Origin of the sequence: Micromonospora sp. MH33, assembly GCF_003013775.1 — a bacterium.
Classification (GTDB): Bacteria; Actinomycetota; Actinomycetes; order Mycobacteriales; family Micromonosporaceae; genus Micromonospora; species Micromonospora fulviviridis.
The window spans coordinates 1-13,293 of record NZ_MUYZ01000192.1 but is presented as its reverse complement, the minus strand read 5'-3'; the positions used below and the strand labels follow the sequence as shown (position 1 = coordinate 13,293).

Annotated in this window: 14 protein-coding genes; 9 read left to right on the top strand and 5 right to left on the bottom strand. The window is 72.3% G+C overall.

What is annotated here, in order from left to right; genetic code table 11:
• From B0E53_RS24540 to rny, 6 genes are all read left to right on the top strand, one after another.
• Positions 1–737, top strand: a 737-nt coding sequence (locus B0E53_RS24540) for an MFS transporter (RefSeq protein WP_246835569.1), incomplete at its 5' end; no start/stop codon positions are given.
• A gap of 3 nt (positions 738–740) precedes the next feature.
• Positions 741–941, top strand: coding sequence for a DUF3046 domain-containing protein (locus B0E53_RS24535; RefSeq protein WP_091311984.1), 201 nt, complete (start codon positions 741–743; stop codon positions 939–941).
• 184 nt (positions 942–1,125) lie between these two features.
• Complete coding sequence (recA, locus tag B0E53_RS24530; protein ID WP_107078208.1) at positions 1,126–2,172, top strand: recombinase RecA; 1,047 nt, start codon at positions 1,126–1,128, stop codon at positions 2,170–2,172.
• Positions 2,173–2,183: 11 nt separating this feature from the next.
• Entirely contained in the window at positions 2,184–2,882 is a 699-nt protein-coding gene (locus tag B0E53_RS24525; protein WP_107078207.1) for a regulatory protein RecX, read from the top strand.
• Between the two features lie 97 nt (positions 2,883–2,979).
• A complete protein-coding gene (locus tag B0E53_RS24520) occupies positions 2,980–3,684 on the top strand; it encodes a 3-keto-5-aminohexanoate cleavage protein (RefSeq protein ID WP_107078206.1) in 705 nt (234 codons plus the stop codon).
• A gap of 712 nt (positions 3,685–4,396) precedes the next feature.
• The gene (gene rny, locus B0E53_RS24515) at positions 4,397–6,163 is read left to right on the top strand and encodes a ribonuclease Y (RefSeq protein ID WP_107078205.1); all 1,767 of its coding nucleotides are present in this window, start codon (positions 4,397–4,399) and stop codon (positions 6,161–6,163) included.
• A 69-nt stretch (positions 6,164–6,232) separates the two neighbouring features.
• On the opposite strand, the gene B0E53_RS24510 is transcribed toward rny, so the two are convergent.
• From B0E53_RS24510 to B0E53_RS24495, 4 genes are all read right to left on the bottom strand, one after another.
• Entirely contained in the window at positions 6,233–7,120 is an 888-nt protein-coding gene (locus tag B0E53_RS24510) for an amino acid ABC transporter permease (protein ID WP_107078204.1), read from the bottom strand.
• Complete coding sequence (locus tag B0E53_RS24505; protein WP_107078203.1) at positions 7,120–7,794, bottom strand: amino acid ABC transporter permease; 675 nt, start codon at positions 7,792–7,794, stop codon at positions 7,120–7,122. Before B0E53_RS24505 ends, B0E53_RS24510 begins: the two co-directional genes overlap by 1 nt.
• A gap of 79 nt (positions 7,795–7,873) precedes the next feature.
• Positions 7,874–8,740: a glutamate ABC transporter substrate-binding protein gene (locus tag B0E53_RS24500; protein WP_107078202.1), complete on the bottom strand. Its 867-nt coding sequence runs from the start codon at positions 8,738–8,740 to the stop codon at positions 7,874–7,876.
• Positions 8,741–8,796: 56 nt separating this feature from the next.
• The gene (locus B0E53_RS24495) at positions 8,797–9,552 is read right to left on the bottom strand and encodes an amino acid ABC transporter ATP-binding protein (protein WP_107078201.1); all 756 of its coding nucleotides are present in this window, start codon (positions 9,550–9,552) and stop codon (positions 8,797–8,799) included.
• 197 nt (positions 9,553–9,749) lie between these two features.
• Here B0E53_RS24495 and selD point away from each other — a divergent pair, with 197 nt between their 5' ends.
• Together selD and B0E53_RS24485 are read left to right on the top strand one after the other, a co-directional pair.
• Positions 9,750–10,739, top strand: coding sequence for a selenide, water dikinase SelD (gene selD, locus B0E53_RS24490; RefSeq protein WP_107078200.1), 990 nt, complete (start codon positions 9,750–9,752; stop codon positions 10,737–10,739).
• A 223-nt stretch (positions 10,740–10,962) separates the two neighbouring features.
• Positions 10,963–11,442 carry a hypothetical protein gene (locus tag B0E53_RS24485; RefSeq protein WP_107078199.1) on the top strand — a complete coding sequence of 160 codons (480 nt, stop codon included), beginning with the start codon at positions 10,963–10,965 and terminating at the stop codon, positions 11,440–11,442.
• An 82-nt stretch (positions 11,443–11,524) separates the two neighbouring features.
• On the opposite strand, the gene B0E53_RS24480 is transcribed toward B0E53_RS24485, so the two are convergent.
• Positions 11,525–11,752 (bottom strand): DUF2277 family protein, encoded by a 228-nt coding sequence (locus B0E53_RS24480; protein ID WP_107078198.1) that lies wholly within the window; start codon positions 11,750–11,752, stop codon positions 11,525–11,527.
• 52 nt (positions 11,753–11,804) lie between these two features.
• On the opposite strand from B0E53_RS24480, the gene miaB reads away from it, so the two are divergent.
• On the top strand, positions 11,805–13,293 hold a 1,489-nt coding region (miaB, locus tag B0E53_RS24475), incomplete at its 3' end, for a tRNA (N6-isopentenyl adenosine(37)-C2)-methylthiotransferase MiaB (protein WP_107078197.1).

Genomic DNA, 13,293 nt, shown 5'->3' with positions numbered 1-13,293 from the left:
TGGCGGCGGCCGAGACCCCGGCCGACCCGGGCGCCGCACCGGGGTCGCCGGCCCGGCGTCGCGCGGGCATGGTCGCGGCCTGGCGCACGGTACGTGACCGGCCCGCCGCCCGCCTGGGCATCGCCGCGGTGGCCATGGGCCACCTCGTGATGGTCGCCGTGATGTCGATGACCCCGGTACGCCTCGGCGAGTCGCACTCCGACGCGGACGTGCTGCGGGTGGTCGGCATCGTGCTGAGCCTGCACATCGCCGGCATGTACGCGTTCTCCCCGCTGGTCGGCTGGCTCACCGACCGGCTGGGCCGGCGTCCGGTGATCCTCGGCGGGGTGGCCCTGCTGCTGGCCGCCTGCGCGGTCGCCGGCACCGCCGGGCACCACACGCCGCTGCTGTCGGTGGGTCTGGCCCTGCTCGGGCTGGGCTGGTCGGGCACCATGGTGGCCGGCTCGACGCTGCTGTCCGAGTCGGTGCCCACCGCCGACCGGCCCGGCGTGCAGGGCCTGTCCGACCTGGTCATGGGGCTGGCCGGGGCGGGCGCGGCGGCGGCGAGCGGGTTTGTCATGCGGGCCGTGGGTTATCCGACCCTGACCCTGCTGGCGGCGATCGCGGTGGTGCCGCTGGTGGCGCTAGCGTTGCGTCCGGCGCCGGTCGGGGCGCCGGAGGAACTCCGGCGGCCCGCGGACGAGGTGCCCGGCAAGCTCCGGCGTCCGTCGGACGGCGTGCCCGACAAGGAGGAGTGACACGTGCGGCTGACCGACTTCTGGGCGCGGCTGGAGGAGGCGTTCGGGCCGGGTTACGCGGCCAGCATCGCCAGCGACCAGGTGCTGTCCCAGCTCGGCGGGCGGACCATCGAGCAGGCCCTCGCGGGGGGTGAGGAGACGCACGTGGTGTGGCGCGCGGTGGTCGCCGCGTATCCCGACCGGGTACCCGCGCGACTACGTTGAGCAGCCTTTTCCCCGGTTCCGCGTGTCGCTTGTCGAGTCGTACACCTGTTCGGCTATTGTCCACAGCGGGGTGCTCGTCCACAGCTCGCGGCCCGTCGGCTGGTTTTCTGTCGGACCCAGCGCCTAGCGTGTCCGCGTGACGCGAAGCTCAGCAAAGACGCCGGCGAAGGCAGGGGTGGCAACGATGGCGGCAGGGCCCGACCGGGAGAAGGCACTCGACCTTGCTCTCGCTCAGATCGACAAGCAGTTCGGCAAGGGTTCGGTGATGCGGCTGGGGGAGCGGCCCGTCGTCCAGACGGCGGTCATCCCGACCGGCTCCATCGCGCTCGACGTGGCGCTCGGCGTGGGCGGCCTGCCGCGCGGCCGGGTCGTCGAGATCTACGGCCCCGAGTCCAGCGGTAAGACCACGGTGGCCCTGCACGCGGTGGCCAACGCGCAGCGGGCCGGCGGCATCGCCGCCTTCATCGACGCCGAGCACGCGCTCGACCCGGACTACGCGAAGGCCCTCGGCGTCGACACCGACGCCCTGCTGGTCTCCCAGCCGGACACCGGCGAGCAGGCGCTGGAGATCGTCGACATGCTGGTCCGCTCCGGCGCGATCGACATCATCGTGATCGACTCGGTCGCGGCCCTGGTGCCGCGCGCCGAGATCGAGGGCGAGATGGGCGACAGCCACGTGGGTCTGCAGGCCCGGCTGATGAGCCAGGCGCTCCGGAAGATCACCGGCGTGCTCAACAACACCGGCACCACGGCGATCTTCATCAACCAGCTCCGCGAGAAGATCGGCGTGATGTTCGGCAGCCCGGAGACCACGACCGGTGGTCGCGCGCTGAAGTTCTACGCCTCGGTCCGGCTCGACGTGCGCCGCATCGAGAGCCTCAAGGACGGCACCGACGTGGTCGGCAACCGCACCCGCGTCAAGGTCGTGAAGAACAAGGTCGCCGCGCCGTTCAAGCAGGCCGAGTTCGACATCATGTACGGCAAGGGCATCTCCCGCGAGGGCTCGCTGATCGACGTCGGCGTGGAGCAGGCGATCATCCGCAAGTCCGGCGCCTGGTACACCTACGACGGCGACCAGCTCGGCCAGGGCAAGGAGAAGGCCCGCGAGTTCCTCCGGGAGAACCCGGACGTGGCGGCCGAGATCGAGAAGAAGATCCTGGAGAAGCTCGGCGTCGGCACCGGCGCGGGCGACGCCGCCGGCGGCCCGGAGCTGCCGCCGGTCGACTTCTGATCCGCTGACCCGTGGCAGGACGACGCGCCCGTGCGGGGCGGGGCTGGGACGCCAGTCCGCCCCGGACGGGTGACGCCACCACTCCACCCCGGCCGCGCCGCGGTCGCCGGGGCCGGGCCGAGGAGCCCGATGCCGAGGCGACCCCCGCGCCGCCCCGCGACGAGGCCGAGCTGGCCCGGGAGATCTGCCTCCGGCAGCTCGCGGTCCGGCCGCGTACCCGCGCCGAGCTGGCCGGGGCCCTGGCGAAGCGGGGCATCTCCGAGGAGGTCGCCGACCAGGTCCTCGACCGCTACGACGAGGTCGGCATCGTGGACGATGCCGCCTTCGCCCGGGCCTGGGTGAGCAGCCGGCACACCGGTCGCGGCCTGTCCCGCCGGGCGCTCGCCAACGAGCTGCGCCAGCGCGGCGTCGACGGCGAGGTGGCCGGCGAGGCCCTCGACGAGATCGACGAGGAGACCGAGGCGGAGACCGCCCGGGCCCTGGTGGAACGGAAGCTGCGCTCGGCCCGGGGCGAGCCCGACGCGGTGTTCCGTCGCCTGGTCGGCATGCTGGCCCGCAAGGGCTACCCGGCCGGCGTGGCCATCCGGGCGGTCAAGGACGCGCTGGCCGCGCAGAGCGCCGAGGCGGCCGAGTTCGCCGAACACATCGACGCCGACGCCCTCGCCGACGCCGAGAACGACCTCGACCCGGCCTCCCGCCCCCTCGACTGACCCCGGACCGCACGCTGATGACCATGAAGTTGTTGCCCCGACACGCCGACGCCCTGGGCAACAACTTCATGATCGACCCCTGGGGAGGTGTGCGGCCGTGTTGAAGGCGTGTCTCAACGGTGGGCGGCGGAGAGCCGAGCATCCCGCCGTGCCGGTTGCACCGGAGGAGTTGGCGGCCGAGGCGGTTCGGTGTGCGGCGGCCGGGGTGGCGGCGGTGCACGTGCACCCGCGCGACGCCGGCGGCGCCGAGTCCCTCGACCCGGCCGTGATCGCCGCGGCGGTCACCGCGATCCGGGCCGCCCGGCCCGGCCTGCCCGTCGGGGTGAGCACCGGCGCCTGGATCGCCCGCGAGCCCGCCGACCGGGTCGCCGCCGTACGCGCCTGGCCGGTGCTGCCCGACTTCGCCTCGGTCAACGCCCACGAGCCCGGTGCGGAGGCCGTCGCGGCCGCCCTGCACGAGCGGGGCGTCATGGTCGAGGCCGGCCTCTGGACGGTGGCGGCGGTCGACGCCTGGCGCCGCTGGCCGGTGCCGACCGGGCGGGTACTCGTCGAGTGCCTGGCCGAACAGGTCGACGTGGCCCTCGCCGACGCCGCTGGCATCCTCGCCGCCCTGCCCACCGACGGCCCGCCGGTGCTGCTGCACGGCGAGGGCCCGGCGACGTGGCCGGTGCTCGCCGAGGCGGTACGCCGTGGCCTGGACACCCGGATCGGCCTGGAGGACACCCTGCTTCTGCCGGACGGCACCGTCGCCCCGGACAACCTGGCGCTGGTGACCACGGCCCGCGCCCTCGGTGCCCGCTGAGCGTTCACGCCATCGGCTTCCCCGGGCTGCCTGAGAGGAGCCCGGGCGCCGGAGGGCGAGCCGCGTGAAACGCGAGTCACCTTGCGGAAAGTTGCCGCCCTGCCGAAGTCGGCGACGGGCCACCCCGGGTGGCGGCCGGGGACGGTCGCGTCGCGGCTCTGAGCAGGTCGGGAACGTGACCGGGGCGGCCGGGACGGGGGAAGTTTGTCCGGCCGTGTCCGGCATCTGGACAGCTCTGCGTGACGCCGTAACTTCTCTCCGTCCGGGTGGTTTGATCATGAGTTCTTGACCGAACGGCCCCCGGAGACCTAGCCTCGCCATACAGGCTCACATTGCCCGACCAGCGCAGGCTAAGCGCACAACATAGATCGCGTAACAGAACAGCATCACTTTGGCCAGCTTCACCGGCCCTTGACGGCAAGTTCCGGACGGCCGGTCCGGAGCCGACCGACAACTGAACCGGCCGCCGGCGATGCCCTCGCGTGGGCACCGTCGACGGAAAGCTACCCACAGCCAGCCGCTCCGGTCGGGCGTCCAGAGTCGCAGGTGCGTGCCCATCCGCACGCCGCCTGCGGCGCCGACGTTCAGGGGAGGCGGCCATGGCGGGGCGGCACAGGTTCACCGGCGGTCTTCCAGGCGCTGCCGGCCGCTCCTCGCCGGGCGGCTGCCCCGACCGGGCCGCCGTGGGCGCGCACCGGCTCGGAGCGGCCGCATGAGCGCCTTCGACGTCGTCATCCTCGCAGTCGTGCTGCTGCTCGTCGTCGTGGTGGTCGGCGCCGTCCTGTTCGGCGTGCGTACCCTGCGGCGGCTCAGCCTCGCGCCGGCCCCGGAGGATCCGGCCTTCATCGCCGAGAAGGACCGCCAGGAGCAGTCCCTCGCGGCCCTGCGCAACGCCGCCGACGAGGCGAACAGCACCATCGACGTGGCGAAGTCGGCCGCCGCCGCGGCCCGCGCCGAGGCGGCCGCCGCCAAGGCCGAGGCGAAGGCGGCCCGGGCCGAGGCGCGGCGGGTGCTCGACGACGCCCGGGCCGAGGCCGACACGGTGCTGGAGCGGGCGCACAACCAGGCCGAGGCGGACGCCGAGCAGCTTCGCGCCACGGCCCGGCGCAGCGGCGAGCGGGAGGTGGCGGTGCTCGCCGCGACCACCCGGGAGCAGGCCGCCGAGGTCGAGCGGCGCGCGGCCCGGATGGACGAGCGGGAGCGGTTGCACACCGAGGAGGTGGAGCGGCTCGCCGAGCGGGAGCGGCAGCTCACCGCCGCCAGCGCCGCGCTGGCCGCCCGGGAGGCCGCCCTGGTGGAGCGGGAGCAGGCGCTCGCCGAGGCGGAGGAGCAGCGCCGTCGCGAGCTGGAACGGGTGGCCGGGCTGACCGCCGACACGGCCCGGGCCGAGCTGGTCGAGTCGATCGAGGGGCAGGCCAAGCGGGAGGCCGCGCTGCTGATCCGGGAGATCGAGGCCGACGCGCGGGGCACCGCCGAGCAGCGCGCCCGGCACATCGTCGTCGACGCCATCCAGCGGGTGGCCAGCGAGCAGACCGCGGAGAGCGTCGTCAGCGTCCTGCACCTGCCCGGGGACGAGATGAAGGGGCGGATCATCGGCCGGGAGGGGCGCAACATCCGCGCCTTCGAGTCGGTCACCGGAGTCAACCTGATCATCGACGACACCCCCGAGGCGGTCCTGCTCTCCTGCTTCGACCCGGTGCGCCGCGAGGTGGGCCGGCTCACCCTGGAGAAGCTGGTGCTGGACGGCCGGATCCACCCGCACCGGATCGAGGAGGTCTACGACCTGGCCCGGCACGAGGTGGAGGAGCTCTGCCACCGGGCCGCCGAGGACGCCCTGGTCGAGGTCGGCATCACCGAGATCCACCCGGAGCTGGTCACCCTGCTGGGCCGGCTGCGCTACCGGACGTCGTACGGGCAGAACGTGCTCAAGCACCTGGTGGAGACCGCGCACATCGCCGGGATCATGGCCGCCGAGCTGCGGCTGGACGTGCCCACCATCAAGCGCTGTGCCTTCCTGCACGACATCGGCAAGGCGCTCACCCACGAGGTGGAGGGCAGCCACGCCATCATCGGCGCCGACCTGGCCCGCAGGTACGGGGAGAGCGAGGACGTCGTGCACGCCATCGAGGCGCACCACAACGAGGTGCCGCCGCAGACCATCGAGGCGGTGCTCACCCAGGCCTCGGACGCCTGTTCGGGCGGGCGGCCGGGAGCACGGCGGGAGAGCCTGGAGGCGTACGTCAAGCGGCTGGAGCGGATCGAGGAGATCGCGGCCGGCAAGCTCGGCGTGGAGAAGGTCTTCGCCATGCAGGCGGGCCGGGAGATCCGGGTGATGGTCAAGCCGGATGACGTGGACGACATCGGCGCGGCGGTGCTGGCCCGCGACGTGGCCAAGCAGATCGAGGAGGAGCTGACCTACCCCGGTCAGATCCGGGTGACCGTGGTCCGCGAGTCCCGGGTCACCGAGATCGCCCGCTGACCGCGACGGCGAGAGCGACGAAGGGCCGGCCCGGATCACCGGGCCGGCCCTTCGCGACGGGCGGGCGGATCAGCCCTGCGGCTCGGCCACCGTGGCGCCGCCGGCCGGGGTCGAGTCCGGCGCCGCGGCCTGCTTCGGGATCCGGAAGGCCCGCCGCCGGGTACGCCGGTCCAGCCAGTTCGCCAGCGTGGTCAGCAGCGAGTTGATCACGATGTAGATGGCGGCCACCACGATGGCGGCGGCGACCACGTTGCCCCGGTTGGCCGAGAGGTCGTTGACGCCCCGCTGGAGCAGCTCGGGGAAGGCCACAATGTAGCCGAGCGCGGTGTCCTTGAGCAGCACGACGAGCTGGCTGACGATCACCGGCAGCATGGCCCGCGCGGCCTGCGGCACCAGGATCAGCCGCATCACCTGGTTCTTCCGCATGCCCACGGCGTACGCGGCCTCGGACTGCCCGCCGGGTAGCGAGCGGATACCGGCGCGGAACGCCTCGGCCAGCACCGACCCGTTGTAGAGGGTCAGGCCGACGACCACGGCCCAGAACGCCGGGACCGGCCCCTGGATGAGGAACGGCACACCGTAGAAGATGAAGAAGATCATGAGGAGCAGCGGGACGGCGCGGAAGAACTCCACCACCACGCCGGCCGGGACCCGGACCCACCGGTGGTCGGAGAGCCGCCCGACCGCGAACAGGATGCCGAAGGCCAGCGACAGCACCATGCCGGTCGCCGCGGCGAGCAGGGTCTGCCGCAGGCCGGGCAGGATGAACTGGGTCCAGGTCGGTGCCTCGGCGAACGGCTTCCAGAGGCCGCCCTCCCACTGCCCGGCCTGGTCGAACTTGGCGTAGACCCACCACAGCAGCGCGGCCAGGCCGACGCCGAAGACGACGCTGAGCACCGCGTTGCGGACGCGCGCCCGCGGCCCGGGGTGGTCGTAGAGAACGGTGGTGGTGCTCATCAGCGCTTCACCGCCAGTCGGTTTGCCAGCCAGCCGAAGAAGTAGCCGGTCGGGACGAGGATCGCGGCGAAGGTGCCGGCGAACACCAGGAAGATCGGGATCACCGCGTCGCCGTTGTCGTTGATCAGCTGCTTCATGACGCTGGACGCCTCGATCAGGCCGATGGTGCCGACGATCGTGGCGTTCTTGCACAGCGCGATGAGCACGCTGCCCAGCGGGGCCACCACGGCCCGCCCGGCCTGCGGCAGGATCACGATCCGCAGGGTCTGGAAGAAGGTCAGCCCGATCGCGCGGGCCGCCTCCGCCTGACCGGCCGGCACGGTGTTGACGCCGGAGCGGACCGCCTCGCAGACGAACGCGGCGGTGTAGACCGACAGGCCGACGACCCCGAGCCAGAAGTTGTTCAGGTCGAGGTCCTCGGAGAGGGTCAGCCCGAGCGTCGAGTACAGGCCGAAGTAGCAGAAGAAGATGATCAGCGTCAGCGGCGTGTTGCGGAAGATGTTGACCCAGGCCGCGCCGAAGCCCCGCAGCACCGGCACCGGGGAGACCCGGAACGCGGCGAGGAGCACGCCGAGCACCAGCGCGAGGACCGCCGACGCGCCGGTCAGCTTGAGGATCCAGAGAAAGCCCGACAGGTACGCGTCGAGGTTGGTCGGATCAGCGAATACGTGCATGCGTCGACTCCCGGGGCACGTCGTCGGCGTCGCGACAGGCCGGAGCCGGCACCCCTACGGATGCCGGCCCCGGAACCGGTCAGACGCTGCCGCAGTTGGTCAGCTTGGTGGTGTCCAGCTCGGGCGCGGCCTTGCCGCTCTTGCCCAGGGTGGCGTCCCAGGCGGCCTTGTAGGAGCCGTCCGCGGCGGCGGCCTTGAGGATCTCGTTGACCTTCTCGCAGCCGTCCTTGTCGTCCTTCTTCAGGCCGATGCCGTAGGGCTCGGTGGAGAAGGTCTTGCCGACCACCTTGAACTTGCCGGCGTACTGGGACTGCGCGGCGTAACCGGCGAGGATGATGTCGTCGGTGGTCACCGCGTCGACCTGGCCGCCCTCAAGAGCGGTGATGCACTTCGAGTACGCGTCGAACTGCTGGAGCTTGGCCTTCGGGTAGTCGGTCTGGATCCGCTTGGCCGGGGTGGAACCCTGCGCCGAGCAGACCTTCTTGCCGTCGAGCCCCTCCGGGCCGGTGATCGTGGAGTCGGCCTTCACCAGCAGGTCCTGGCCGGCGATGAAGTACGGCCCGGCGAAGTTGACCTTCTGCTTGCGCTCGTCGTTGATGGTGTAGGTGGCCACCACCAGGTCGACGGTGCCCTGCTGGATGAAGGGCTCGCGGTTGGCCGAGACGGTGGTCTTCCACTCGATGTTGTTCGCGTCCACGCCGAGGCCCTTGGCCACGATCTTGGCGATCTCGATGTCGAAGCCCTCGTACTGGCTGCCGGTCTGGATGCCGAGGCCCGGCTGGTCGGCCTTCACGCCGATGACCAGCTTCTTCTGGCTCTGCGCCTTGCCGATGATGCCCTTGGCCCCGCTGCTGCCGGAGCCGCCGTCCCCGTCGCCGCCGCAGGCGCTCATGCCGAGCGCCAAGGTCGCCGCCGCGGCGACCGCCGCCACGCGCTTCATACGCATACTCTTCTCCTTCTTCGACGGAGCCGCCGGGGGACGGCGGGCTCCACTACGGACGCTCAGTGCGTGAGGATCTTGGAGAGGAAGTCCTTGGCCCGCTCGCTGCGCGGGTTGGCGAAGAACTCCGCCGGCGGCGCGTCCTCGACGAGCTTGCCGTCGGCCATGAAGATCACTCGGTTGGCCGCGTGCCGGGCGAAGCCCATCTCGTGGGTGACCACGACCATGGTCATGCCGTCGCGGGCCAAAGAGGTCATCACCTCCAGCACCTCGCCGACCATCTCCGGGTCGAGCGCGCTGGTGGGCTCGTCGAAGAGCATCGCCTTGGGCTGCATGGCCAGCGCGCGGGCGATCGCCGCCCGCTGCTGCTGGCCGCCGGAGAGCTGCGCCGGGTACTTCTCCGCCTGGTTGGCGATGCCGACCCGGTCGAGCAGGGCCAGGCCGCGCTCACGGGCGGCGGCCGGCTTCTCCCCGCGCACCTTGACCGGGCCGAGGGTGACGTTCTCCAGGATGGTCTTGTGCGCGAAGAGGTTGAACGACTGGAACACCATGCCGACCTCGCTGCGCAGCTTGGCCAGCGCCTTCCCCTCGGCCGGCAGCGGGGTGCCGTCGAAGGTGATGGTGCCCGAGTTGATCGGCTCCAGCCGGTTGATTGTCCGGCAGAGCGTCGACTTGCCGGAGCCGGACGGGCCGATGACCACGACCACCTCGCCCCTGCCGACGGAGAGCGAGACGTCGTCCAGCACGTGCAGCGGGCCGAACCACTTGTTCACCCCGTCCAGCACGATCAGCGGTTCGCCCGTCGTCACGTCGTCCACCGTCCCTGTCGTCCGTACGGAAAGTGGGGTCGCGAGACCCCCGGTTGGGCCACTGTAGGCGGGGTGATGTGGCGGAACGCAACTCGAATGGTCACGGAGCGGTAACACCGGTCACCGCCGTACCCGTGAGTCCGAATTCCGTCACGGAACGGGGCGTCCGAGTGGCGGCCACGACGGTTCGTGGAGATCATGTGGGGATGACAGTGCCGCTCCGGTTGACCGATTACGCCCGCGGCGGTGGCTGCGCCTGCAAGATCCCGCCGGGCGAGCTGGAGACCATGGTCGCCGGGCTCGGTCCGGCCACCGGAGCCGCCGACCTGCTGGTCGGTCTGGAGCACGGCGACGACGCCGCGGTGGTCCGGCTGGACGAGCGCACCGGCCTGGTCAGCACCGCGGACTTCTTCACCCCGGTGGTCGACGACGCGTACGACTGGGGGCGGATCGCCGCCGCCAACGCGCTCTCCGACGTGTACGCCATGGGCGGCACCCCGCTCGTCGCGCTCAACCTGCTCTGCTGGCCCCGCGAGGTGCTGCCCATGGAGTTGGCCCGGGAGGTGCTGCGCGGCGGTCAGGACGTGGCCCGGGAGGCCGGCTGCCACCTGGCCGGCGGGCACAGCGTCGACGACGACGGCCCGAAGTACGGCCTGGCGGTCACCGGGACGGTCCGGCCCGAGGAACTGATCACGCTGGACGCCGGCCGGGCCGGCCTGCCGCTGTCGCTGACCAAGCCGCTCGGCGTCGGCGTGCTGAACACCCGGCACAAGCGGACCGGGGAGCGGTTCCCGGAGGCGGTCGCCTCGATGGCCCGGCTCAACCGGGACGCGGCCCGGGCGGCGGTCGCGGCCGGGATCCGCTGCGGCACCGACGTGACCGGCTTCGGGCTGCTCGGGCACGCCTCGAAGCTGGCCCGGGCCAGCCGGCTCACCGTGGCGATCGACGCGGCCGCGGTGCCCTACCTGCCCGGCGCCCGGCAGGCGCTGCGCGAGGGGTACGTCAGCGGCGGCACCCGGCGCAACCTCGACTGGGTGACCCCGTGGACCGACTTCGGCGGGGTCGAGGAGGGGGAGCGGCTGCTGCTGGCCGACGCGCAGACCTCGGGCGGGCTGCTGGTCGCGGGCGAGATCCCGGGCGGCACGGTGATCGGTGAACTGCTGCCGGCGAGCGAACACCTGATCCGGGTCCGCTGAAAGGCGCGACGGGTGCCACTCCCCGGTGATTCCTGCCGCGAACGCGGCACCATACCCGATAAACTGTCATCTTCCCGCTACTCAGGGCAACGTCGCCCTAGGGAATTTTGCCCGGAATGGTCACAGACCGGTAACTTGCGCCCGGCTGAGGTCATATGCACCCCACCATCGTCAGTAAGGCCCGATCCGGAGGCCGGTGGGACGAGCGCAGCGAGGAGGCGGCATGACCGAGCTGTGGAACTGGAGAATCGACGGCGCGGCGCCCGTGGAGGTCTACCCGGCGTTGGCCGAGGCGCTCGGCCGGGTGGTGATGCCGCTCGCCGTCGCCGACCCGGTCCGACTCCCCGCGTACGCGGTGGTCTGCGACGTGTGGGAGGCGCCCGGGGTGTACGGGACCGTGGTCGACTGTTACGGCGTGCCCGAGCGCCTGCCGGAGCTGCCCAGCATCGCGGCGCTGGCCCGGCTGCTGGACCGCAACTGCCTGATGCGCGACGACACCCTCGACGCCGGGCGGCACCTGCTGGTCGCCCCGGACGGGACGATCCGCCCGGTGCACTTCGACGTGGTCGAGACCGACGACGGCGAGGTCCTCAGCGACCAGCGGCTCTGCACCGTGGCGGATCCCCGCTGCCGGGGCTGGTCGCAGTGCCACCGCTCCCGGTGGGCCCCCGACTCGGTCGCCCCGGCCCTCGCCGCCGCCTGACCGGCGGCGAGGGGCCGGCCCCGGCACAGCAGGCCGAGCACCCAGCCGCCTGACCGGCGGCGAGGGGCTGGCCCCGGCAGGTTCAGCCCCGGGTCGCCGGCTGCTGGCCCCGGACCACGAGCTGGTCCAGGAGCGTGGCGGTGGCCGCCGCCACGGCGTCGACCGCCGAGTCGAACGCGGCGGCGTTGTGCGCCGCGGGGGCGCGGAACCCGGAGATCTTCCGGACGTACTGGAGCGCGGCCGCCCGGACGTCCTCCTCGGTCACCACCGGGACGTACGGCTCACGCAGGGTCTTGATGCTCCGGCACACGGCTCCTCCTCGTTCGGTCCGACCAGCTCCGCCCGGATACGCTGTCCGGGTCATGACTACCGCAGCCGCGGGCAGCCCGCGCACCTACCAGGTGCGCACGTACGGCTGCCAGATGAACGTGCACGACTCCGAGCGCATTTCCGGCCTGCTCGAACAGGCCGGCTACGTGCGTGCCGCCGAGGCCGACGAGCAGCCCGACGTGGTGGTGTTCAACACCTGCGCCGTCCGGGAGAACGCCGACAACCGGCTCTACGGCAACCTGGGTCATCTGCGCCCCGTGAAGGACAAGCACCCGGGGATGCAGATCGCCGTCGGCGGCTGCCTGGCCCAGAAGGACCGCGGCGAGATCGTCCGCAAGGCCCCCTGGGTGGACGTGGTCTTCGGCACGCACAACATCGGCTCGCTGCCGGTGCTGCTGGAGCGGGCCCGGCACAACACCGCCGCCGAGGTGGAGATCCTCGAATCCCTCGACGTCTTCCCGTCCACGCTGCCGACCCGGCGCGAGTCGACGTACGCCGGCTGGGTGTCGATCTCGGTGGGCTGCAACAACACCTGCACGTTCTGCATCGTGCCCTCCCTGCGCGGCAAGGAGAAGGACCGCCGTCCCGGCGACATCCTCTCCGAGGTGCGCGCTCTGGTCGACGAGGGCGTGCTGGAGGTGACCCTGCTCGGGCAGAACGTCAACTCCTACGGCGTCGAGTTCGGCGACCGGTACGCCTTCGGCAAGCTGCTGCGCGCCTGCGGCGACATCGACGGCCTGGAGCGGGTCCGGTTCACCAGCCCGCACCCGAAGGATTTCACCGACGACGTGATCGCCGCGATGGCCGAGACGCCGAACGTCTGCCACTCGCTGCACATGCCGCTCCAGTCCGGCTCCGACGACGTGCTGCGCGCCATGCGCCGGTCGTACCGGTCGGAGAAGTACCTGGGGATCATCGAGAAGGTCCGCGCCGCGATGCCCGACGCGGCGATCACCACCGACATCATCGTCGGCTTCCCCGGCGAGACCGACGCCGACTTCGAGAAGACCCTCGACGTGGTCCGGGAGGCCCGCTTCTCGTCCGCGTTCACCTTCCAGTACTCCAAGCGCCCCGGCACCCCGGCCGCGACCATGGACGGCCAGCTGCCCAAGCAGGTCGTGCAGGAGCGGTACGAGCGGCTGATCGCCACGGTCGAGGAGATCACCTGGGCGGAGAACCGGAAGCTGGTCGGGGAGACCGTCGAGGTGCTGGTCGCGGTCGGCGAGGGACGCAAGGACGAGCGCACCGGCCGGCTGTCCGGCCGGGCCCGGGACGGCCGGCTCGTGCACTTCGACGCCGGGTCGCTGGCCGGGCGGATCCGCCCCGGCGACATCGTGCACACCACGGTCACCTACGCGGCGCCGCACCACCTCAACGCCGACGGTGAGCCGCTGTCGCACCGGCGTACCCGGGCCGGCGACGCGGCCGAGGCGGGGCGCGCCCCGCGTACCCCCGGGGTGCTGCTCGGGCTGCCGACGATCGGCGCGCCGGCCGCGGTGCCCGCCCCCACCGGCGGCTGCG